This is a genomic window from Paenibacillus sp. FSL R7-0333, from assembly GCF_038000365.1.
Taxonomy (GTDB): Bacteria; Bacillota; Bacilli; order Paenibacillales; family Paenibacillaceae; genus Paenibacillus_AQ; species Paenibacillus_AQ silagei.
In genome coordinates, this window is record NZ_JBBOBZ010000001.1 from 530,162 (window position 1) to 552,741 (window position 22,580).

Sequence of the window (22,580 nt, forward strand, 5' to 3'; positions counted from 1 at the left end):
CGTACCCCCTAGAAGATTCCTCTTTTTGTTATTTTTTTGGCCGTGAGGTTGGCAAGATAGAGCAGGACGAGCGCAATGACCGTCTTCATTAAGCCAACAGCCGTAGCGTATTCCATACGGAACTCCCTGAGCCCCACCTTGTAGACATAAGTGTCAATGACCTCGCTGCTATCAATATTCAGAGGATTCTGAAGCACGAAGAACTGGTCGAAGCCGCTATTCAGGATATTACTAATGGAGAATACGAGTAAAATGACAATCGTGCCGGTAATGGACGGCAGCGTAATATGCCAGATGCGCTGGAAGCGTGTGGCCCCGTCCATGTAGGCCGCTTCATACATTTCCTGATCGATGCCCGCAATGGCGGCGAGATAGAGTATGGCCCCCCAGCCCAGCTCCTTCACGAGGTTCGTCAGCACCGCAAGCAGCCAGAAGTAATCCTTTTCCCCAAGGAAATGGATCGGCTCGGAAATGATCCCAAGCTGCAGCAGCACATAGTTAACGACACCGCTGCTCGGCGACAGAATGTTGATAATTAATCCGCCGAAGATGCTCCAGGAGATGAAGTGGGGCAGGTAAGTGACCGTCTGCGTCAGCTTCTTGAAATGCTGGGAGGTCAGTTCGTTGAGCATCAGCGCGAACAGGATGGTCAGGGGGAAGTTGATGAGCAGCCCCAATAAATTGATGCCCAGCGTATTGCGCAGCATATTCCAGAAGTTGATATCGTTCACGAACTCCTTGAAGTTAGCCAAGCCGACCCACTCTGCCGTAAAGATGCCTCTGATCCCTGTGACGATGTTGTATTCCTTGAAGGCAATCAGTACACCGTAGAGCGGAATAAATGTAAAGACGAGAATGAATATAATACCGGGAAGAATCATGGTCTGAAGCGACAGCTGATCCTTGTTCCGGAAGTTCCTGCCTGTGCCCGGGGATTTGCGCGCCGCGAGCGTAGCCTCTGAATCTGTCATCTGGCAACCTCTTTTCTCTTGTGCTTCATCAATTGTAAGCGGATTAAGAAAGCGATAACAGGATTGGAGGTTATGAAAAGGTATCATTATTCATCCTGAACAGACAAAAAGCCCCTCCTTTCGCGTGAGCGAAGCGGGGAGCCTGCGGTCATGAGACAGAGTGGGGCGGAGGAAGCACCGCTTAGGCTGAATTCACCGGGATTGCTTCTGGAATTCCTTCGGGCTGACCCCAAAATAGCTTTTGAAGACACGGGAGAAGTTCTTGGGGTTGCTGTAGCCGAGCTGCTCGGATACTGTATGGATTTTGACATTGAGGCCGCTGAGGGCCTGCCTGGCGTATTCCATCCGCTTCATCGTGACATAATCCTGGAAGTTGACCCCGGTGCTGTCCTTGAACATTTTACTGAAATAGTTATAGCTCATATTACAATAATTAGCGATAAAAGCCATGTTGATGCCGTTCAGCAGCTGCTCCTGCACATAGGTCTTGGCAATCTCCACTACATCGCCGGTGTGCACCAGACTCTCGCGGGCTTCGATCATGTGCAGGATGCAGGACTTGAGGTACAGCCGCAGGGCCTCGCTTCGTTCGAAGGTAGAGAAGTCGCGCTTCTGGCCGGGAATCCAGCCGATCGTGTGCAGAATGATATCGTAATTGTGGCGAATGCTGCTCATGCTGCTGCTCTTCAGGGCCTCTTCGTTAAAATAATGCTGGATCAGCGGGAGCACCTGCTCCCGGCGCCCCATATCGATCAGCTCCACCAGCGTTCTCAGATGCTCCGGCTTGATCCGATTGTCTTCCTTGTTCAGTGTGTCCTCGTACACAATAAGGCTATGCCGGGAGGCGGTCAGCTTGTACTGAAGCGTGTCCAGTGCGCTCTGGTAGGCAAAGGCCAAGCCGTTGGTGCGGCAACCGGACTCAACAGCACCGGCTGTCGCTCCCTGTGCTGCACCATCTGCGCAGTAGACCGCAGCACCGACAGCTACCGCGGCGGTGCCATCCGCCAAGAACGGCTGGAGCAGCTTGTGTATGCCGCCAGCATCATACAGCTGATCATTATAGTTGAGCCAGAGGACCAGGTCATTATGGCGGTTATAGAAGGGGAGCAGCGTAAGATGGGGCTGATCCCAATTGGCGGCCAGCAGGATATGCTCCCAGTTGCCGCTGGCGGAAGGCTCGTGCGGAGCCGATTGGTTCACGGAGACGATGGCCGCCGCAGTGACAGGATGAGGGAAGCGGCAGCCCAGCTCATCCAGTACGGCCTGGATGGCGTCATGGTCATCCGGGGCAGTGTGCAGAACCTGATTCATGCCCCGGCTGGCTTTCTCCAGCAGGGCCAGCTTGTTCTCGGAATGGCCTTCGAGGTCCTGCTGCTGCTCCTGCTGAAGCTCGTGCACCGTCTTGTTCAGCACCTCGGCAAGGTCGCCGGAATGAACGGGCTTCAGCAGATAGTCGCGCACGCCCAGCTTGAAGCTCTCCTTCACCAGATGGAAATCATCGTATCCGCTGATGACGATGATCTTATGGCGCTGATGCCGTTCCTTAAGCGTACCGATCATCTCCAGCCCGCCCATGCCGGGCATATTGAGATCCGTCAGCACGATCGGCGGCTCTTCCCGCGCGATCAGCTCCAGCGCATCCGCGCCATCGCGCGCAGTTAGCAGCGGGCCGATATGAGGCACCTTCAGGTACTCGATAATATCCTGAAGGCCCTCGCGCACGATTTTCTCATCATCTACGATCAACAGCTTGTACATCCCTGTGCCCTCTCATTCATAAGGAATTCTAATCTGAACCTTCGTATAGTCATTGCTCTTGCCCTCCATGGTAATGGGGTAGGCGTCGCCGTAATACAGGCGCAGTCTGGAGTTGATATTGTGCAGGCCGATGGAGCGGCGGGGCGGCTCGGCCGCAGGGTCCTCGTAATGGAGCGGGGCGCGGAACTGTTCATTCAGGCCGGCAATCTGCTCTTCCTCCATGCCCCACCCGTTATCGGTGATGTCGATGATAAGCTGCTGCTGTTCGGCGTAGGCCCGCACCTGGATATGCAGCAGCTCCCGCCGGGCGGTCTGTCCGTATTTAATACTATTCTCCACGATCGGCTGGAGCAGGAACTTGATCACCGGAAATGCTTTTAACGATTCATCGATCTCAATGTCCAGCCTAATTACCTTGCTGCTGCTCAGCGATTGCAGACTGACGTACTTGCGGATTAAGCCGATCTCCTCGTTCAGCGTCGTATGCAGGGTATTGTCGCTCAGGTTGTAGCGCAGGATCTGCCCGAAATCCGCCAGCCGGTCCGCCGTGTCGAAGATCTTGGCCTTAATCAGCTGCATCCGGAAGATATCGAGTGTATTGTAGATAAAATGCGGGTTGATCTGATATTGCAGCGCCTTGATCTGAGCTTCCTTCCGCAGCCGCTCCTTCATGACTACCCGATGGATCAGCTCGTTATTGCGCTCGATGAGGTCGTTGAAATCATGCGCGAGCTGTCCCAGCTCATCCGGTCTGTTATCGGGAATGCGGAGCGAAGTGTTGCCGGTAATGACCTGGCGCATAACAGACACAATTTTGTTCAACCGCAGAAAAATCATTTTGAACATGAAATAACAAGTGATGATCAGCAGCAGAATACTGAACACGATCAGCAGGATCTGATTCCACACATTTTTGCGGACAGAGGCATTGAGCTGCTCCAGCGACACCTTGTACACCAGGCTCTGGCCGATGGAATCGAGGTTGCGATGCAAATATAAATATTCTCCCTGGATAAAATAAGCTCGCTTATCGCCGATATGCTGCTGCAGGATGGCTGCTTCCTCTGCTTCGTCCAGCTCAGCGGTAGACAGACCAATATGGCCGCCGGCATAGAGGAATTGGGCGTTCGACAGATTGGCGGGCTCCTCCTCGATGCTGAACAGGCTGTCCTCGGCCAGCGTAACCACGGCAAGTCCCAGCATGCCGCGGGCAGGCGAATACAGCTTGGTAAGCAGCGTATACTTCCTGCGCTCATCGTGTAAGCTGGCGGGGCCCAGCTCACGGTCATCCGGCAGCAGCCACAGCCGGGTCTCCGAATCCTTTTGCACAAATTGCTGTAGCTTGGGATGAGAAGAGTAGTTGCTCAGATGAAAGAAATAAGGCCACGACTCCGGGATGGCGTCATTCCCCATATAGACACGGATGGAATAATCGTCACTCTCCGAGAAGGCGGTCGCATATTTGATAATGGGCGTGACGGTGTCCAGATATTCCTTCAGAAATTCCGATTGATCCCCCAGATAGGGGTCATTGATGAATTCGAGCATTTTGTTGTTCCGGCTGACCATGGAGGTCAGATCCGATGCCACCTGGATGCGGCCATCAATATCCCGATAGGATTGGTCAAAGGCATGGGACATATTGGTGATGAAGCTGTCCTGGATGTTGCGTGTGGTATGGGTGCTGTTCCACACGAGCAGGACGGAGAGCAGAATAAAGGGAATGGTATAGAACACTATCATTTTGACCATAATGCTGTTTCTTCGTTTGGATATCATGGCTTTGTCACCTTCTGCGGCAGATCTTTACGGGTCCGGGAAGCCGGTCGCCGTATGGGTATTTATGATCTACTATGAATGCTGCCGTCCAAAAGAACAATCGAAAATGCATTAATGTTCATTTTGTGCGATTGGTTCCCTCCCTTTGTACTAACGTCTTTCGTTCCGCTTTTCTACAATAGAAGTATTACAACGATAGAGAGGTATTGACCTATATGAGAGAACGGTTAAGCATGGACAAGGATTGGTTGTTTCATCATGGGGATGTAGCCATCCCGGTGGAGAACAGCCACAAAGCGGTATACGGCAACGCCAAAGCAGGCGGCATCATGGGAGCAGCCAGCATTGAATGGAACGATAATGAGTGGGAGACGGTGGGGCTGCCGCATGACTGGTCTTACCGCCAGCCGTTCGACCGCGAAGGCGGGGTGCCGGACTTCGGCTACAAGCCGCGCGGCATTGGCTGGTACCGCAAGAAGTTCAAGCTGGAGCCGTCCGACAACGGCAGGCAATTGCTGCTGGAGTTCGACGGGATCGCCACGTATGCGACGATTTATTTGAACGGCAGCGTGCTGGGGCGGAACTTCTGCGGCTATACCAGCTTTGTGGTGGATATAACGGACCATGTCTTTTATGGCGACCGCCCTAATCTGCTGGTGGTGAAGGTGGACGCCTCGGTGTCCGAGGGCTGGTGGTATGAAGGCGCGGGCATCTACCGCCATGTGTGGCTTACGAAGAAAGACCCGCTGTCCATCGCCGATCGCGGCATTTGGGTCAATCCGGTGAAGCAGGACGGGGACAAGTGGCTGACGAACGTGGAGACGAGAATTACGAATGAGCGGGAGACGGCAGCGGAGGTTGAACTCCTCTCCCGTGTGGTGCATGCCGATGGGGCGGTAGTGGCGGAGGAGCGGACCGCAGGCCGCGCGGAAGCGGGGGAAGCCGCCGTTCTGAAGCAGGAGCTGCCGCTTAGCTCGCCGCTGCTGTGGGATGTGGAGGCTCCCCACCTGTACAAGCTGTACTCCACTCTGCTCGTGGACGGAGAAGAGCGGGACAAGGTCACGACAACTTATGGTTACCGCAGCATTCGGATCTGCCCCGATACCGGATTCTATCTTAATGAACGCCCGCTCAAGATCAAAGGCACCTGCAACCATCAGGACCACGCCGGGGTTGGCGTAGCGTTGCCGGACTCGCTGCATGAATACCGGATACAGCGGCTGAAGGAAATGGGGAGCAACGCTTACCGCTGCGCCCATCACAATCCTGCGCCGGAGCTGCTGGAGGCCTGCGACCGTCTCGGTATGCTGGTGATGGACGAGAACCGCAATTTCGACAGCTCGCCGGAAGGGCTGCGCCAGGTGGAGAATATGGTGACGCGCGACCGCAATCACCCGTCTGTTGTGTTCTACAGCCTGTTCAATGAAGAACCGTTGCAAGGCACACCGGTCGGGCGCAAAATGTTCAAGCGGATGAAGCAGGCGATCCTGCGTCTGGACGATACCCGCCCGGTGCTGGGGGCCATGAACGGCGGCGTCATGGAAGACGGAGGTACCGTCGATGTGATGGATATTGCCGGATTCAACTATATGCATGGAGGCTATGACCGCTTCCATGAGAAGCATCCCGGCCAGCCGATGATCGGGTCCGAGACGGTCAGCGCTTTTGCCACAAGAGGGACTTACGTCAGTGATACCGCGCTGCAGTTTTTTGACAGCTTCGACCGGGAACGGGCGAATTGGGGCAATACCGCAAGAGAGTCGTGGCAAGCCATTAATACCCGCGACTACATGATGGGCACCTTTGTCTGGACAGGCTTCGATTACCGCGGCGAGCCGACGCCTTATGAATGGCCCAGCGTCAGCACGCATTTCGGTATTCTGGATACCTGCGGTTTCCCGAAGGATTCCTATTATCTGTACCAGGCGTTCTGGCTGGACGAGCCGGTGGCGCATATCGCAGGCGGCTGGAACTGGCCGGGGAAGGAAGGGCAGCCGGTGACCGTCATGACGCATACCAACTGCGATGAAGTGGAGCTGTATGTCAACGGGGAGCTGCGGTACCGGCAGGCTGTCGATATTTATGAGCAATGCCAATGGGAAATTCCTTACGAGCCTGGAACGCTAAGGCTGGAGGGGTATCGTCAGGGCAAGCGGGTTGCTGTGGATGAGAAAATAACACCCGGGGCTGCTTGCGCGCTGCGCGTGGAGACGAGCAAGCCTGCCCTGCTTGGTGACGGGCGGGACGCGGTAGTTGTCAATGTCTACGCCATCGACGCCGAAGGGCGGTTTGTGGAGACAGCGGGGCAGCAGGTCTCCTTCTCGTTAACCGGCAGCGGCATTATTCTGGGAGCGGGCAACGGCAATCCCAACTCCCACGAGCCGGATCATCTTATGGAGCGTTGCCTGTTCAATGGCTGTCTCCAGCTGATTGTTGGCAGCGTTGGCAGCGATGCGGGGCATACCGCCATTGAACTGACGCTTCAGGGGGAAGGCTTGCAGCCTCTGGTGCAGGTCATCCCGGTAGAAGCGGTGGACGAGCCTCCCTATGTGTTATCCGTTCACGAGCGGTATATCAACAATTGGCTGCTGACACAGGAGCTCTCTCCGGAGCGTCCGGACCCGAATGTGGAGATCCATCCTACGGACATGAATTCATGGGAAAAGGTTGACGTCAGCTTCGGGCCGCAGCAGCTGCTCCAGGGAGCGGACGGCTATGTGATTTACCGCAGCTCCATCGCCCTGACGGAACGGGAGAAGGGCAGCAGCCCGTATCTATATTTCCACGCGCTTAGCGGGGATACCGAAATCTATGTCAATGGCCGGCTGCTGGCCAAGCAGTCCTCTCCATGGCCTTCGTCCCTGGAGGTTGCACTTGACGATGTGGAGCTTGGCGACCAGACGGTATTGTCCGTGCTGGTCGGCATTCAGCCGGATGTGTATAAGCCGGGCATTAACGGTGCGGTCTCGATGGGGTTGAGGGGGTAGAGGCAACTTGAATCCCAAGATGCCATGGGTTCATGAGGCTTGTTGCCACAAATTGCAACAATAATAAACAGAGGAATGTTATAAAAGAAACAAGAATCGCCCTCCACACAGCTCAGCTTATGAGCTAGTGGAGGGCGATTCTTGGTTGAGAAGTTTCTTCCTCTGTACGATTCCACCTATTCTACTCCACCAGCCCGAGCAAATACCCGTAATGCTCCGCTTCCATCTGGTCCTGGGGGATGAAGCGGATGGAGGCGCTATTGATGCAGTAGCGCTTGCCGCCACGGTCAGTGGGACCGTCATCGAAGACATGGCCCAGGTGGATGTCACCGGATTGGCTGCGGACCTCGGTGCGTTCCATGCCGAAGCTGGTATCCGTATCATAGGTGACGACCTGCGGGGCAATGGGCCTCGTGAAGCTGGGCCAGCCGCAGCCGGAATCGTATTTATCCTTGCTGGAGAAGAGGGGCTGACCCGTGGCGATATCGACATACAGGCCAGGCTCATAGTTATCCCAGTACTCGTTGCTGAAGGCACGCTCCGTGTCATTCTTGACGGCTACCGCGTATTGGTCGGCGGTTAATCGCTCCTTCAGTTCTGCGTCGGAAGGGCGCGGGTACTGGGCCGGATCGATAACCGGCTCTTGCTCATCAAGGATGCTTAAGTCAATGTGGCAATACCCGTTCGGGTTCTTCTCTAAGTAGTCCTGATGATATTCCTCCGCCAGATAGTAGTTCTCCAGAGGAAGGACTTCCGTTACAATCTTCTTGTCATACTTGGTCTGCTCCTGGGCTACGGCCTGCTGGATAACCGCTGCATCCTCCGGGGACGAATAGTAGATTCCTGTCCGGTATTGAATGCCCCTGTCATTGCCTTGCTTGTTGAGGCTGGTCGGGTCAACGACCTTGAAGTAAGCCTCCATGAGCTGCTTCAGGGTGACCTGCTTCGGATCATACTTCACATGCACAGTCTCCGCGAATCCCCGGTCCCCGCGAATGACATCCTCGTAGGTCGGATTCTCGCCTTTCCCGTTGGCGTAACCGGAGGTGACATCCTGAACTCCTTGAATGCGAGCCATATACGCCTCAACGCCCCAGAAGCAACCGCCCGCCAGGTACAGGTCACGCAGATCCTTCTCGGCTATAGCTGCGGTCTTGACCGCTGGAACCGGAGCGGCTGCTGAGGCGGAGCTCATTCCCGCGAAGGTGTCCTTAATCTGCTCGTTGGAGGCATGACCCGGGAGGGACTTCACCAGCAACCCTTCTTCATCGATATAAAAAGAGCTTGGATACGCCCGTACCTGAAACTCCTTGGCCCATGTCCCATCTTCATCGAGCAGCACGGTCAGATTGTCATACGACTGCTTGTTGAACCATTCCGTGAACTCCTTGGCGGATTTCTCGCCTTTGTAGCCCGGAGTTACAATCGAGACCACCTGGAAATCCTTCTCCTGTCCGGCCAGCGTATTCAGTTCCTCCAGACCGGCAAGACAGATGGAGCACCAGGAGGCCCAGTATTTCACATACACGTTCTTGCCTTTCAGATCCTCCAGCTTCATAGGGTTGCCCTTCAGATCATTTAATGCGAATGCGGGTGCAGGCTTCCCCTTGTTCATGGCTGCCGGGGAGTCCGTCTTGCCGGATGCTGTATCGGGCTTCGCACCGCATGCAGCCAGGATCGACAGCAGGCCGCCAATCACCAGCATATATCCCATCCACTTCCATATCTTTTTCATACCAGATTCCTCCACCGGTTATTGAATCCAGCTCACAATCGTATTCAGCTGGTCTGTCATTAGCAGCAGCCCCATGGCGATCAGCATACAGCCGGAGGCGATCTTGATCCCTCCCATGAACCGGTACAAGCGGCGAATCCGCTGCACCAGAACCTCCGAGAAGACGGATAGTACGAGAAAAGGAATCGCCAGACCCAGCGTATACAGCAGCATGAGGAATCCGCCGTAAGCAGGGGAGCCTTCCCCGGCAGCGATACTGAGAATGCCCGCGAGTACCGGGCCGATGCACGGCGTCCACCCGAAGCTGAACGTCAGGCCGAGCAGGAAGGCCCCGATATAGCCGCCGCGTGCAGCGCGGGGACTGGACAGCTTTTTTTCCCGTTCCAGCCAGGAGATCTTGATCAGTCCGGTCTGGTAGATTCCGAATAAGATGACAATCGCTCCGCAGACGGCAATGAACCTGGAGCTTGAAATGACATTGCCAAGAATACCGGAGCCGAAGCCCAGGGTGATGAAGACCACAGACAGTCCAAGCACGAAGATTAGGGTCCGCAGCATGAATACCGAACGGAACCGCAAGGAGCCAGTGTCCACCCCGCCCTGATTCACATTGCCCGCCAGGCTTCCGGACAGATACGAGACATAGACCGGAAGCAGCGGCAGAATACAGGGTGCAAAAAACGATAATACCCCTGCGCCGAAGACGCCGAACAGGAATACAAAATCACCAGCCATCTCTGTCACCACCTATATGAGTACTGCTTCTCTAAACGCTAAGGCTTACCGGCTGGTGTAGATGGGAACCGTGAACCAGAAGCAGCTTCCTGAACCCTTATTGCTCTCTACACCAATCTTGCCGCCATGCAGCTCCACAATGGATTGTGCGATGGCAAGACCCAGTCCGGCGCCTCCGCTATTCTTACTGCGCGATTTATCTATCCGGTAGAACCGTTCGAAAATCCGTGCGGTCTCTGCCGCTTCAATTCCCTGCCCCTCATCGCTCACGGCGATCCGCAGGAACGGGCCTTCCTCGGCGGCAGACAGCACGATATGGCCTTCTTCAGGAGAATGTTGAATGGCATTCTGCACAAGATTGGACAGTACCCGCTTGATCTGCGTGGGCATCATCAGGGCCGCGGGCAGCTTATCCGGCAGCTCAATCTCGACCTTCAGCCGCTTCTCCGCCAGATGGAAGGAGAAGCTCTCAAGCGTGCTAATCAACAGCTCATCTGCATGGCAGGGCTGCGGGTCGAAGGTTCCGCCGCTGGCCTCCAGACTGGATAGTTCAAAGAGGTCCTGGATCAGCCCGGCCAGCCGTTTCGTCTCCAGCCGGATCGTATTCAGATACCGCTGGAAGGTCTCTTCGTCCTTGATCACATCATCCTCCAGCGCTTCCACGAATGACTGAATGGAGGCAAGAGGGGTCCGCAGATCGTGGGAGACATTCGCGATCAGCTCCCGCCGGGCGGACTCGGACTGGTGGAGATGGTCGAAGCTCTCTTTTAGCTTACTGCTCATCTCATTGAATTGCCGGGCCAGTAGCTTGAACTCGTGCGGGCCGATCGTGGGGACTTCGGTGTGGAAATCCCCCTCGGCAATCCGTACCGTCTGCTCCGTAATCCGGGCAATGGACTTCTCCACCGGCCGCGTCAGCAGATGCTGAACGATGAAGGAGAACACGCCGATCCCGGCTGTGATTCCGGACAGATAATATAGCTGATCGATGGTCAGCAGCATTTTGGAATAGCTGACGAATAGACAGACTAGCAATACGCCGATCCCCGTGAGACTGGACAATAGTAGATAGGTACGCAGCTTCATCAGATGCCATCACCCGCAAACTTATAGCCGATACCCCAGACCGTCTTGATGTATTTCGGGTCGGAGGGCGTCTGTTCGATCTTCTCGCGTAATCTCCTAATATGCACCGTAACGGTAGTCGTATCTCCTTCATAGCTGAAATCCCAGATCTTGCTCAGCATCTGCGTCCGGGAGAACACCTGCCCCGGATGGCTCGCCAGCAGATAGAGCATTTCGAATTCGGTCACCGTCAAGTCAATCGCCTGCCCGCTGATCTCCACGGTACGCTTCCCGACATCGAGGGTCAGTCCTTCGTACTTGATCGTGTGCTCAGCGGCGGTAACCGGCGATACCTGGACATATCTCATTCTGCGCAGAATCGCCTGCACCCGCAGGACGAGCTCCCTGGGACTGAAGGGCTTGGTCAGATAATCATCCGCTCCCATCGTCAGCCCCATCAGCCGGTCCTGCTCCTCGCCGCGCGCCGTCAGCATGATGATCGGGAGATCTTCGGTCTGCCGGATCTCACTGCACACCTCCCAGCCATTCTTATGCGGCATCATGAGGTCGAGCACAATCAGGCTTGGAGACTGGCTGCGCCATAGCTCTAGCGCTTCCAAGCCGTCCTTGGCGGTGGTGACCAGATACCCCTCCCGTTCCAGATACCTGCGGCAGACATCGGTAATATTCGGATCATCATCCGCGACCAGTACTCGTTCATTCATCCTAACCCACCCCATATCCGGAAAAATCCATTTGATTCCATCATATCACAGGGTGAGGGCATCGCTCATCCCGTCTTATTTCATGGCCTTGGCAGGCTTCATGTACATGGTCACTACCGTATCCGCCACATAAGTGCTTCCATCGTACAGGGCAGGGGCCATGCTCAGATTGACGGTCTTACCGTCGACCATCATTTTTTTCGAACCGATCATAACCTTGATCATCTTGCCCATCGGCATCATGCCATCGTCCATCATCTTGCCATCGTCCATCATCTTGCCGTCGTCCATCATCTTACCGTCGTCCATCATCTTGCTATCGTCCATCATCTTGCCATCATCCATCATCTTGCCGTCGTCCATCATCTTGCCGTCGTCCATCATCTTGCCGTCGTCCATCATCTTGTCGTCATCCATCATCTTGTCCATGTACATCAGCGATACGGAGCGGTCCTTGCTGTTCCATTCAATGCTGTAGCCGTACATCATGGCGGCCTGTCTTAGGTTCATCAGCTCCATGCCGTCTTTCTTCATCGTCTTGATGCCTGCCGCTGCGCCGGCGATGCCGGACACCGCCAGAGAGAGTACCAATACTGCCGCCATCATGAACCGTTTGCCTGCTTTGCTGTTACCCATGCTTATCACGCTCCATATCTTTTTAGTGGTTTACATGGAACAGCATAAGCGGCAGAGCTTACGATTCTCTAAGCGAAACCTTACGATTGTATTACGGCAGCGCAAAGAGCGTATAACTTCTCCCTATAGCCAGGTATCAGTTATAAGTGTTACTCCTAAGGCCGCACTCCATGCTAGAATTTATACACAAAGACAGAACAGTGGAATTAGAGGAGGGCTAATCATGTGTGATAGATTTCAGATCGTAGGCAGCCTGCTGCGTCCGGCGGAGCTATTAGAATATAAGCAGCAAATCGAACACCGGGACGATATCCAGTATCCTTTTTACGAGGATTTCCAGGGCTATGAGCAGTGTGAGGCGAAGGCGATTCAGTCGGTAGTCGAGCAAGCGAGCGAGAATGGGCTGAGCATTCTGACGGATGGGGAGTACTCCAAGTCGATGTGGCATCTGGACTTCGTGTGGGGCTTCCAGGGGATTCAGCGCTATATTGCGCCTCACGGGTATTTCTTCAGAGACATTGACGGCACCTCCAAATACGAGACGCGAAAAGACATCGGTCTGCGCATCACAGGTGAACTCGGCGGGAAGAATCACCACTTCCTTCAGGCCTACCGCCAGCTTCAGGAGCATGCGGGAGACCGGGAGACGAAGCTGTGCGTGCCTTCACCGTCCCATATCTTCGGAGAGCTGTCCTGGTCGGATAACCTTGGCGGCGAGGGTGCAGTGTACCAGAACCGTGATGAGCTGAAGGCGGGTCTGGTGACGGCGTATAAGGATTTCGTAGGGGAATTCGCAGCCGCTGGCGGTAAGATTCTGCAATTCGACGACTGCCTCTGGGAGCTGTTCGCGGACGATAATCCGAATTCGCCATTTACCGGTGAGAAAATCAACCACGAGGAAGTACAGAGTCTCGCCACAGAGTTCATCGATATTAACAACACCATTATTGATTACGGACATAGCCTGGGGCTGCTCATGTGGACCCATAACTGCCGCGGTAATTATGATTCCCGGAATATGGGCGGCGGCTCTTATGTGAAGATTGCTAACCTGTTCCTGAAGCAGCTGAAGTACGACCGCTTCTTCCTGGAGTGGGACGACGAACGCGCGGGCTCGCTGGAGGCACTTGCCGTGTTCAAGGATAGACCGGAGACGGAAATTGTACTTGGCTTGCTGTCTTCCAAAACCAGTACGCTTGACGATGAGACCCGTGTCCTCCGCATGCTGGATGAAGCGTCCACGATCATTCCGAAGGAGAGATTACTGCTCTCCCACCAATGCGGCTTCGCGTCCTGCGACGGCGGCAACGAATTGACGGAAGCGGAGCAATGGGCGAAGATCAGACAGGGGCAAAAGATTGCCCAGCAATACTGGGCTTAACTTCATTAATAGGTAGCAGCTGTTCATAAAAGCAAGCCCGCATCTGGCAACAGGATGCGGGCTTGCTGCTGTTTATGAAACTAAGTAGTCTTTGAAACATCTGAATGAGGAGCAGATGGAATGTATATGAAAAACCGAACACAATATGCTACCACGAAGGTAAGTTGCCTAATGTATACGGAAATCCGAATACATTGGGTGCTGCTGCGATGAAGCGTCGCGCTATGCTCCACAGCCAGTAACATTTATAGAGAAATCCTGCAGGAAGTGCAACAATACTGCCCCATAGATGCGGTCTATGCTGAAATCCTGTAAGAAATGCAACAAATTCAGCGCTAATCTGCTCTAAACACCGAAATTTGTGCAAATAATGCAACATTGTACTTCAGCCAGTAATAGGTAAGGAGGAATCCTGCAAGAAGTGCAGCAATTCTCTATACAAGCGGCTGGTGAAAGAAGGCATAAGCATCCTTCACCCGGTAGGGTGATTTCCTAATGTTTCCTTCTATATCACCTGCTATATAGATTAAACTTGAAAATTTAAGTTAAGGGAAAAGTGGCGGAGGGGAATTTTGGAACTGTAGGAGCGGTAGCGTCCGCCTTTGTGTTTGAATTTCCACCGTGCGCAGCAGTTTTAATCAAGAAATTCAAACACAACAGCGGCCGGAAGTCCAAAACTTCTCTGGAGTTACGGCCATCCCAAAACAAAAAAATCATTAGTTCAATTTATATAGCTAAACACCATGTCGCATTTATCCGGCTGCAATGTCGCAAAAGTACATGGAAACAGAGGCGGCAGATCGGCTATACTCGCTGTAACAATTATGATAATGAAAATCATTATCACATAATACATAACAGGGGGAGTCAGCGTGAACAGAGCAACACAGAAACAAGGGGCCGGCAGGAAGAAATTCGCCGCTGGGCAATCAGGATTATTCATGGTATGGATGCTGGCGCTGGTACTGGTACTTACAGCTTGCGGTTCTGGGGGAGGCACGAATGCAGGTACAGCCGCACAGCCGTCTGCATCGCCTGAAGCACAGACGCAGGCAACACCGGAGGCACAGGCTACAGCAGCCTACCCGGTTACCTTCAAACATATCAAGGGCGAATATACGCTTACGGAGAAGCCGAAGGTGATCGCTGTGCTTGACGTGAAATTCGCCGATCAGCTGATCGCGCTTGGAGAGAAGCCGACAGGCAGCGTAGTTGCCGGAACCAAGGACGAGTTCCCGGAATATTTGAGTGCTCAGATGGACGGGGTGAAGGTCCTGGGTACACGCGATGAGCCCAATCTGGAAGCCATTGTGGCGCTGAACCCGGATCTGATCTTGATGACCGATTTTCAGGAAGAAGCTTATGAGAGTGTGAGTAAAATTGCGCCTACTATCGTCTTGGACTTCTACGAGGATTGGCGGGATACACTGGCTACCATCGGTACAATAACAGGCAAGCAGGCAGAGGCTGAAGTGGTGAAGAAGGCCTATGAGGACAAACTCACCGGACTGCGTGAGCAGCTGTCGGCGAAGCTGGGCGACGAGACGGTGGCGCTGATTCGTCCAAGACCGGAAGGGATTCGGGTGCATGGTCCCGAGCACCGGACAGGAAGCATTCTGTATGAGGATCTCGGATTAAATGCACCTGCGTTCGTTCAGGCGATCAAAGATGATACCTCGGTTGAAATATCGATGGAGACTGTCTCTGACATCGGGGCAGATCACTATTTCCTGCTCTCGGATGATCTGTTCGCCAAAGAGGCAGAGGCTCTGGCCAGCAGTCCGATCTGGAAATCCCTTGATGCCGTTAAGAATAACCGTGCCTATGATGTGAATTCAACGCTCTGGATTGCGTACTATGGTCCCCTTGCGATCAATATTATTGTAGATCAGGCCTCGGAAGCGCTGCTTGGAGCTAACTGAGATGGACCAATATCTGTCGTCGGCCCTCTGGAGGGAACTGGCGGAGGATTACCGGATGAGGCTGGGGGAGCCGCCTGCGGGCAGCGTTCGTACCATCGCTCTGAGTGAGCTGCAGGATGAAGCGGTATGCCGCGAATATGTTAGCTGGCTTAAGGATTATATCGGTGCGCCGGACCTGCAGGTTGCGGCTTCCATGCTGGCCAAGCGGATCGGCTATCTGTGGATCGCGCCAATACTGACCGCCATGACCGTTCATAATCGTGAAGTCTTCTTCCCGCTGAACAGAAGCTTCCTCTATCATCCGGCTTCTACAGAAGAGACGACATTCCCATTCCTGGCGCTGGACGGGCTTCAGTCAGCCTCACCACAGAAGGATAGGGCCGTGTGGCGCGAAGCTGTTATTGAGGAGAATTTTGCGGCACGGCTTGCGCCGATGCTGCAGACGCTTGCCACCGTGGGCCCCGTCTCCATGGCCGTGCTGTGGGAGAATATTATGGTGCGTATTGCCCCGCTCTATGCCCTTGGAGCAGACTCATCCGGCGAAGAGAGGCTGCGGATGCAAGAGGATTTTGTGTATCTGACCCGGACGGCTCCCGGCGCATTGTTCGGCGCAAGACGCAATCCATTCACCCGGTTCACCGAGGGGAATGACGAGGCTCCGGTTGCGAAGAGCAAGCGCATTACCTGTTGCTTTTACTACCGGATGTCCGGGGAATATTGCAGAAAGTGTCCGAAAATTGACAATGAGAATGAATCTCAATTAAAATGACAGCAGGTCTATCCGTTAAGCAAAGGATACTGTTGTCAGGAGATGAGAGAAATGCCGCAACAAGAACAGGCAAGTCTATGGAGTGATACGGCGGTCAAGATGCTTGATGTGCGCAGCGGTACTGTGCCGCCCGGCGGTGTGCTTAGCGAAACGGGACTGGCGGCAAGTCAGCTGCTGCTGGCCATCGGCGGGCAGGGAGGGCTTGTGATGAATGGTGAAGGCTGCCATGTCCAGGCCTCTTTTGTTTGTCATGCCGCCAAGGGATCAGCCTACACTCTGAGTGCGGAATCAGACAACATTCATTATACAGCTATTAGCTACAAGGCCATTCCTGTGGCGGGAGCTGCACATGTCCTCTTCCCGCAGCGCAATCACCCGCTGCGCACTTCGTTCATTCACCATTCCGGGTCCCCGGCGGAGCTGCATATGGCGGCGGAGAGAATTGCCGCCAAATGGAGCCGGGGAGAAGGGCTGGAACGCTTCCATGCCAATGCGCTGCTGCAAGGTATGCTCTACGAGCTTATTATGGAGCATGAACGCGGTCAGGGCGGGGTAGAGCCCGATATGGTGGAGGTTGTTGCCGCCTATATCGAGGGGCACTATCGTCAGGAGCTGGGGCTTAAAGAGCTGGCCGCGCTGGCCGGATGCGGCGTGCGGCAGCTCCAGCGGCGGTTCAAGCAGGAGAAGCGGCTCGGGCCCATGGAATACGTAATCCGGCTGCGGATGGAGAGCGCAGAGCGGATGCTGCGTTATACGGATGCTTCCATCGGCGAGATCGCTGAGCGGACAGGCTACCGCGACATGTATTATTTCAGCAGGGCGTTCAAGAAGCATTATGGAGTTCCCCCGCAGCTCTTTAGGCGCACTGCCGCTTCAGATCCAACTGCGCTCTCCGCTCCTTCGGGACGGTCAGAGCGCTTGGCCTTCCCGCACGAGTCACCACAGGGTCCGGTGATCTTCCATCTGCGGGGCGAATATCGAGTTACCGCTGCTCCGCAGCGGATCGCCGTACTCGACGTCCAATATGCTGACCATTTGCATGCGCTGGGGATTTCCCCCGCAGGAAGCGTAGGCTTCGGAAGCGGGGCGCTGAATTTCCCCGCTTATTTCCGGGAGAGGCTTGTGGCAACGGAAATGCTCGGAACCTACGAGTACCCGGACCTGCTGGCTGTTGAACGGCTGTGCCCGGATCTGATTATCTGCACCGAGGTGCATGCTCCGCACTATGAACGCTTAAGCCGGGTAGCGCCAACGGTCATGTTCAAGCGTAATGAGAGCTGGCAGACGATTCTGCGCCTGTTCGGCCAACTGACCGGCAAGCAGGGGGAGGCAGAGCATATGATTGCCGATTATCTGCGCCGTACGGCATTGCTGTCCGCAGAGCTGGCTCCGGTACTCGCGGGTAAGAGTGTGGCTCTGATCCGTCCGCGCGAGTCCATCGTCCGGGTACACACGGCTTCTCACCGCACAGGTGCTGTACTGTACCGCGACCTTGGCCTGCCTGCCCCGTTATTTGTGGCGGACACCACCTCTGACACGGCCTATCATATCTCCGTGGACAGACTTCCGGCTGTGCAGGCCAATTATTATTTTCTGCTCAGCAACGAGAAGATGCAGGAGGGGATATCGAGTACAGAGTGCAGCGTGAGAGGCATGCTGGGTACAGACCAGCAGCGTATATACCCGGTAGATGCGGCTACCTGGATCGGCTGCTATGGACCTACAGGCATCAACTGCATTCTGGATCAGGTGGCCCAGGCGTTACTGGCTTGAGCGGACTAGCGGCAGACGGAACCGCTGCCAATTACATCTCCCGATCATACTTGAACCGGTAATAGATGCCGTATCCAATCGTGAACAGGTAGGCGAATACCAGTAACAGCACCACGGTGAGGTCAGCCTCCATTAAGGCAAAGGCGAGCATTAAAGCCCCGAATACAAAAACCATCATATCATAGGCCTTCGCCTTCGCCCGGGTTGCAATGGCGATATTGCGTTCATCGTGCTTGTTAATCTCCATCTGCTTGGCGATGGCGGGGCTATTCTTCAATGCGCGCCGTCCGAGGAGTTCCCCCATCCCGCTGCCGAACAGGCCAGAGCCCAGTCCGATACAGATAAAGGGCAGTGTCCGCAGCACCCCTTCCGGCTCTTGAACTGTTCTAATGAAGTACAGACTGCCTGCCAGCAGGACTACACCTGCAATAACCAGAAGATAAGCCGAGACGGATTTCTTCATCAATTCTCTTCCTCCTCATAAATAAAAATCTCCTCAATGCTGAGTCCGAAATAGCGTGCGATCTTGAACGCGAGCAGGATGGACGGGTTATAGCGACCGTTCTCCAGTGAACCAATCGTCTGCCTGGACACCTCAAGCGCCGCTGCTAATTCCTCCTGCCTGATTCCGCGCTGCTTGCGTAACTCTTCCAAACGGTTATTCATGGAATCCCTCTCTTTATGGAAAGTTAACTTTACATGGAGAGTGTATCGCATGATGATCCAAATGTAAAGTTGACTTTCCATTTTAGAAAAATGGAGAATTTACTCACTCCTCATATACGAACGCCCGTGCTACAATACTCATTGTGAATATATGGAAGGCGGTGGGGCAGTGACTGCAAGACGGTGGGTAATGACGTTCATACGGATGCACAAGCTGGTATTTGTATGCGGTTTCTTTGTGACTACGTTAATGACCCTGGTGAATCTGATATATCCGTTCCTAGGCGGACGGCTGATTAATATCGCTTTTTATGACCAGAATCTGAAGGCCTTCCTGAAGCTGTGCCTGATCTATGCCGGAATTCTCCTGTTCAATCAGTTCATTGTGGCGACGCTGAACAATCTGATCTCCTCCCAGATGATGACGGGGTTCGTGTTCGATATCCGGCGGGCGCTATTCCGCAAGATTCTGCATCAGAAGGGGAAGGATCTCTCCGGGATGTACAGCGGCGATCTGATCAGCCGGATGAACCGCGATGCTAAGGACATTATGAATCTCCTCTTCTGGAGCGGACTGTGGGGGTATTCCAATCTGCTGCATATTGTGTTCGCCGTGGGCTTCATGTTCTATTATCATGTCCTGCTGGGCGTGTTCACGGTGGTGCTGGTTCCTGTGGTGTTCATGGCCTCCAGATATTTCAAGCAGAGAGCGCTCCGGGTCAACCGGGATCTGGCGGCAGAGCAGGGGAGGCTGTCCTCGTACTTATTTGAAATTGTGGCCAATATGCGGGAGATCAAGCTGCTGAATGCCGGGAGGCTGGTAACCCGTACCTTTCTCAGGCGGACAGTCTCTATCCATCACAAGAATGTGGATAATGGAAGAATTGAGGTATCCACCGAGCGGGTGAATGCATTCATCACACTTGCCGCACAGCTGCTGCTGTTCATTATCTGCGCCCGGCTCATTGTGAAGGGGCAGATGCAGCTTGGTGTTTTTGTGGCTGCCGCCAGCTATTTCAATATGGCGGTGACCTACTTCAGCTCGATCAATAGCAAGATTACCGATACCTGGGGCCAGAATGTATCCCTGCAGCGTGTTGCGGAGCTTCTGAATGAAGAGGAAGAGGACTACAGGGAAGCCCGTCTGCCCACACTGATTAAGGAGGGGACGATTGAATTTCGTAATGTCAGCTTCGGATATACGGAGGAGAGGCCGGTACTGGACGGGTTCAATCTCCGTGTCGAGGGAGGAAGCACCGTGGGCATTGCCGGAAGGAGCGGAGCCGGGAAAACAACGCTAGGAAGCCTGCTCTGTAGCCTGTATCCCGTTGACGGCGGCGAGCTTCTGATCGATGGCCGCAACGTGAATGAATATAACCTGCACAGCTTGCGGAGTCAGGTGGGCGTGGTCCATCAGGAGACGGTTCTGTACGATAACACGCTGCGGTATAATCTGTCTTTTACGAATAACCGTGATCAGGATAGCCTGTTACTCGAAGCACTTAAGAGAGCTGCGCTGTATGAGCTGGTCCTGAATCTGCCGGACGGGCTGGACACGGTGCTGGGGACTTCCGGGCAGGAATTATCGGGCGGCCAAAAGCAGCGTCTGGCTATTGCGCGAATCCTGGTCAAGAATCCGAAAATTCTGGTCTTCGATGAAGCGACTTCGTCCCTCGACAGCAAGAATGAAGCGCTGATCCGGCAGATGACCGGTGAGCTTGCGCAAGACCGGACGCTGATCATCATCGCCCATCGGCTGTCCACGCTTAGAGGCTGTGACCGGATTGCAGTGCTGGAGGATGGCCGGGTCACAGGCTACGATACTCACGATGTATTGATCAGAAGCAACAAAACGTATATAGATCTATTCAGCGAACAGCGTGCAGGAGGCGAAGCGGTATGACTATGACAAGATGGGCCGCCTATAAAGCGCTGACTCAGGGAATTGAAGGTGTCCGTAAGCCGCTGCTGGCGCTCGTGCTGTTCAAGCTGTGGAATCTGGTCTGCGGACTGCTTCCGTTATTCCTGTACTCTCTGCTCGTCAACCGCGTGCTGGTGGAGAAGCAGCTGAGTGGGCTATGGCCGGTTATCGCGGGTTATCTGGGAGTATTCGTGCTTACGACGGCCGGGATTGCGGTCAGCAAGCGCTACTACAACCAGCTGCTTCTGAAGTATGACCTCAGGCTTAAGCGCAAACTGCTGAATAGAGTGCACAGCCTGGATTATGAGGAGTATAGCGGGTACAGCATTGGTGATCTGAAAAGCCGGATCGAGCAGGATTCAGCTGCAGCCGGGCGGTTCTTCACGGTACATCTGTTAGATTTCAGCTACGCTGTCCTGTATGCTGCTGTGCTGGCTGCGATTCTTGTAAGCTATGACTGGCGGATCGCCCTCCTCAGCTTCGTCTTCGTTCCGGTCTCCCTGCTGACCGTGAATCTCCTGGGCGAGAAGACGAGGAAGGCGGGGGAGGAGCTCTGGAGGCTGCAGAACAGATACGAATCTTTTTTACATGCGAGTCTGCAGAACTGGAAGGATATTAAGACCAATAACCTGGAGGTGGCCCAGCTAGAGGAATTGAACGGGCATTATGCGGCTATTCGTCCGGTGTGGTTCCGCAGCCAGCTCTACCAGCACCTGGGCGTTACGTATTCGTTCTTCACCAAGAACTTCATTACCCAGCTGTTCATCTATTTCATTGGCGGACTCTTCGTGATTAAGGGCTACTCGGAGGTCGGTGTGCTGCTGGTGTTCATCAGCTTCTACGGGCAGTTCTTCGGGTTCATCGAGACGATCAGCAATGGCCTGATGAATTACAAGAATGATTCGGTGAATATCAGTAAAGTGATCGGACTGTTACAGGCAGAGGCGGACCAGCGGCCTTACAAACGCATTAGCGGACAAAAGATTGAGGTTCAGAATTTGTGGTTCCGCTATGAGGGGAAGGATGCCTTCGCACTGGACGGGATTTCGTTCTCGGTGGGGAAGGGGGAACATCTAGCCATCGTAGGGCAGAGCGGCAGCGGCAAGTCTACCCTTGCCAGGCTGCTGACCGGACAGATGAAGCCTCAGGGAGGGAGCGTCAGCATCGGCGGCACGGATCTGCATGCGGTGAACAGCGGGAGTGTGGCGGCCAAGATAAGCATCGTGGTGCAGGAGCCTGTTCTGTTCAATATGACGATCCGGGAGAACCTGCTGCTGGCGAGGGACGGGGCAACGGAAGCAGAGCTGATTGCCTGCTGCCGCAGCGCCAATATCTATGACTATATTACATCCTTGGAGGAGGGGCTGGATACGGTTATCGGGGAGAAGGGGGTGAAGCTCTCTGGGGGCCAGAAGCAGCGGCTGTCGATTGCGCGGGCGCTGCTGCAGAAGCGGGACATTATTATTTTCGATGAAAGTACAAGCGCCCTGGACCCTGAGAATGAGAGTGACATTAGGAATGAGCTGAAGCGTCTGTCTGCCGGCACAACCATGATCTCGATCGCGCACCGCCTCTCTACGATTCAAGACTGTGATAAGGTGCTGGTTCTGCAAGCCGGGAAGGTGGCAGCCTGCGATACCCATGCTAACCTGCGTGGCCGGAATGAAGCCTATGATCTGCTGTTCCACAGCCAATACGCCGCCTTAAGCCATACCACAGAACTTGTTCATTGACGGCGTCTCCGCCCGGTAATATAT

General features: G+C 54.4%; 17 protein-coding genes. 7 read left to right on the top strand and 10 right to left on the bottom strand.

Features of this window, described 5'->3' with window-relative positions; genetic code table 11:
* Positions 1–8: 8 nt before the first annotated feature.
* From MKY86_RS02240 to MKY86_RS02250, 3 genes are all read right to left on the bottom strand, one after another.
* Positions 9–971: an ABC transporter permease gene (locus MKY86_RS02240; protein WP_076085420.1), complete on the bottom strand. Its 963-nt coding sequence runs from the start codon at positions 969–971 to the stop codon at positions 9–11.
* A gap of 192 nt (positions 972–1,163) precedes the next feature.
* Positions 1,164–2,729, bottom strand: a complete 1,566-nt coding sequence (locus MKY86_RS02245) for a response regulator (RefSeq protein ID WP_076085423.1) — start codon at positions 2,727–2,729, stop codon at positions 1,164–1,166.
* Positions 2,730–2,741: 12 nt separating this feature from the next.
* Complete coding sequence (locus tag MKY86_RS02250) at positions 2,742–4,508, bottom strand: sensor histidine kinase (RefSeq protein ID WP_076085426.1); 1,767 nt, start codon at positions 4,506–4,508, stop codon at positions 2,742–2,744.
* A 215-nt stretch (positions 4,509–4,723) separates the two neighbouring features.
* Here MKY86_RS02250 and galA point away from each other — a divergent pair, with 215 nt between their 5' ends.
* A complete protein-coding gene (gene galA / locus MKY86_RS02255; RefSeq protein ID WP_083685740.1) occupies positions 4,724–7,495 on the top strand; it encodes a beta-galactosidase GalA in 2,772 nt (923 codons plus the stop codon).
* Between the two features lie 181 nt (positions 7,496–7,676).
* On the opposite strand, the gene msrAB is transcribed toward galA, so the two are convergent.
* The 5 genes from msrAB to MKY86_RS02280 form a co-directional block, all read right to left on the bottom strand.
* Complete coding sequence (msrAB, locus tag MKY86_RS02260; protein ID WP_340825935.1) at positions 7,677–9,230, bottom strand: bifunctional peptide-methionine (S)-S-oxide reductase MsrA/peptide-methionine (R)-S-oxide reductase MsrB; 1,554 nt, start codon at positions 9,228–9,230, stop codon at positions 7,677–7,679.
* A gap of 18 nt (positions 9,231–9,248) precedes the next feature.
* The gene (locus MKY86_RS02265; RefSeq protein ID WP_076085432.1) at positions 9,249–9,965 is read right to left on the bottom strand and encodes a cytochrome c biogenesis CcdA family protein; all 717 of its coding nucleotides are present in this window, start codon (positions 9,963–9,965) and stop codon (positions 9,249–9,251) included.
* A gap of 45 nt (positions 9,966–10,010) precedes the next feature.
* A complete protein-coding gene (locus MKY86_RS02270) occupies positions 10,011–11,051 on the bottom strand; it encodes a sensor histidine kinase (protein WP_076085453.1) in 1,041 nt (346 codons plus the stop codon).
* Positions 11,051–11,755 (bottom strand): response regulator transcription factor, encoded by a 705-nt coding sequence (locus tag MKY86_RS02275; protein WP_076085456.1) that lies wholly within the window; start codon positions 11,753–11,755, stop codon positions 11,051–11,053. Before MKY86_RS02275 ends, MKY86_RS02270 begins: the two co-directional genes overlap by 1 nt.
* A 75-nt stretch (positions 11,756–11,830) precedes the next feature.
* Positions 11,831–12,391 (bottom strand): hypothetical protein, encoded by a 561-nt coding sequence (locus MKY86_RS02280; protein ID WP_076085459.1) that lies wholly within the window; start codon positions 12,389–12,391, stop codon positions 11,831–11,833.
* A gap of 223 nt (positions 12,392–12,614) precedes the next feature.
* On the opposite strand from MKY86_RS02280, the gene MKY86_RS02285 reads away from it, so the two are divergent.
* The 4 genes from MKY86_RS02285 (at position 12,615) to MKY86_RS02300 (ending at position 18,236) form a co-directional block, all read left to right on the top strand.
* A complete protein-coding gene (locus MKY86_RS02285) occupies positions 12,615–13,772 on the top strand; it encodes a 5-methyltetrahydropteroyltriglutamate--homocysteine methyltransferase (protein WP_076085462.1) in 1,158 nt (385 codons plus the stop codon).
* An 872-nt stretch (positions 13,773–14,644) separates the two neighbouring features.
* Positions 14,645–15,694 carry an ABC transporter substrate-binding protein gene (locus tag MKY86_RS02290; protein ID WP_076085465.1) on the top strand — a complete coding sequence of 350 codons (1,050 nt, stop codon included), beginning with the start codon at positions 14,645–14,647 and terminating at the stop codon, positions 15,692–15,694.
* A gap of 1 nt (position 15,695) precedes the next feature.
* Positions 15,696–16,463: a (2Fe-2S)-binding protein gene (locus tag MKY86_RS02295; protein ID WP_076085468.1), complete on the top strand. Its 768-nt coding sequence runs from the start codon at positions 15,696–15,698 to the stop codon at positions 16,461–16,463.
* Between the two features lie 51 nt (positions 16,464–16,514).
* Positions 16,515–18,236, top strand: a complete 1,722-nt coding sequence (locus tag MKY86_RS02300; protein ID WP_076085471.1) for an AraC family transcriptional regulator — start codon at positions 16,515–16,517, stop codon at positions 18,234–18,236.
* Positions 18,237–18,267: 31 nt separating this feature from the next.
* Here the strand turns inward: MKY86_RS02300 and MKY86_RS02305 are convergent, their stop codons facing one another.
* Positions 18,268–18,699: a hypothetical protein gene (locus MKY86_RS02305; RefSeq protein WP_076085474.1), complete on the bottom strand. Its 432-nt coding sequence runs from the start codon at positions 18,697–18,699 to the stop codon at positions 18,268–18,270.
* On the bottom strand, positions 18,699–18,902 hold the full coding sequence (locus MKY86_RS02310) for a helix-turn-helix transcriptional regulator (protein WP_036730779.1): 204 nt from the start codon (positions 18,900–18,902) through the stop codon (positions 18,699–18,701). The genes MKY86_RS02305 and MKY86_RS02310 overlap by 1 nt, the downstream gene beginning before the upstream one ends.
* 169 nt (positions 18,903–19,071) lie before the next feature.
* Here MKY86_RS02310 and MKY86_RS02315 point away from each other — a divergent pair, with 169 nt between their 5' ends.
* Together MKY86_RS02315 and MKY86_RS02320 are read left to right on the top strand one after the other, a co-directional pair.
* On the top strand, positions 19,072–20,805 hold the full coding sequence (locus tag MKY86_RS02315) for an ABC transporter ATP-binding protein (protein ID WP_340825949.1): 1,734 nt from the start codon (positions 19,072–19,074) through the stop codon (positions 20,803–20,805).
* Positions 20,802–22,556, top strand: coding sequence for an ABC transporter ATP-binding protein (locus tag MKY86_RS02320; RefSeq protein ID WP_076085480.1), 1,755 nt, complete (start codon positions 20,802–20,804; stop codon positions 22,554–22,556). Before MKY86_RS02315 ends, MKY86_RS02320 begins: the two co-directional genes overlap by 4 nt.
* Positions 22,557–22,580: the final 24 nt, after the last annotated feature.

What these genes read in the sequence shown, in the direction of transcription:
- MKY86_RS02240 (WP_076085420.1), bottom strand. Translation starts at nt 971, where the DNA reads ATGACAGATTCAGAGGCTACGCTCGCGGCGCGCAAATCCCCGGGCACA.
- MKY86_RS02245 (WP_076085423.1), bottom strand. Translation starts at nt 2,729, where the DNA reads ATGTACAAGCTGTTGATCGTAGATGATGAGAAAATCGTGCGCGAGGGC.
- MKY86_RS02250 (WP_076085426.1), bottom strand. Translation starts at nt 4,508, where the DNA reads ATGATATCCAAACGAAGAAACAGCATTATGGTCAAAATGATAGTGTTC.
- galA (WP_083685740.1), top strand. Translation starts at nt 4,724, where the DNA reads ATGAGAGAACGGTTAAGCATGGACAAGGATTGGTTGTTTCATCATGGG.
- msrAB (WP_340825935.1), bottom strand. Translation starts at nt 9,230, where the DNA reads ATGAAAAAGATATGGAAGTGGATGGGATATATGCTGGTGATTGGCGGC.
- MKY86_RS02265 (WP_076085432.1), bottom strand. Translation starts at nt 9,965, where the DNA reads ATGGCTGGTGATTTTGTATTCCTGTTCGGCGTCTTCGGCGCAGGGGTA.
- MKY86_RS02270 (WP_076085453.1), bottom strand. Translation starts at nt 11,051, where the DNA reads ATGAAGCTGCGTACCTATCTACTATTGTCCAGTCTCACGGGGATCGGC.
- MKY86_RS02275 (WP_076085456.1), bottom strand. Translation starts at nt 11,755, where the DNA reads ATGAATGAACGAGTACTGGTCGCGGATGATGATCCGAATATTACCGAT.
- MKY86_RS02280 (WP_076085459.1), bottom strand. Translation starts at nt 12,391, where the DNA reads ATGGGTAACAGCAAAGCAGGCAAACGGTTCATGATGGCGGCAGTATTG.
- MKY86_RS02285 (WP_076085462.1), top strand. Translation starts at nt 12,615, where the DNA reads ATGTGTGATAGATTTCAGATCGTAGGCAGCCTGCTGCGTCCGGCGGAG.
- MKY86_RS02295 (WP_076085468.1), top strand. Translation starts at nt 15,696, where the DNA reads ATGGACCAATATCTGTCGTCGGCCCTCTGGAGGGAACTGGCGGAGGAT.
- MKY86_RS02300 (WP_076085471.1), top strand. Translation starts at nt 16,515, where the DNA reads ATGCCGCAACAAGAACAGGCAAGTCTATGGAGTGATACGGCGGTCAAG.
- MKY86_RS02305 (WP_076085474.1), bottom strand. Translation starts at nt 18,699, where the DNA reads ATGAAGAAATCCGTCTCGGCTTATCTTCTGGTTATTGCAGGTGTAGTC.
- MKY86_RS02310 (WP_036730779.1), bottom strand. Translation starts at nt 18,902, where the DNA reads ATGAATAACCGTTTGGAAGAGTTACGCAAGCAGCGCGGAATCAGGCAG.
- MKY86_RS02320 (WP_076085480.1), top strand. Translation starts at nt 20,802, where the DNA reads ATGACTATGACAAGATGGGCCGCCTATAAAGCGCTGACTCAGGGAATT.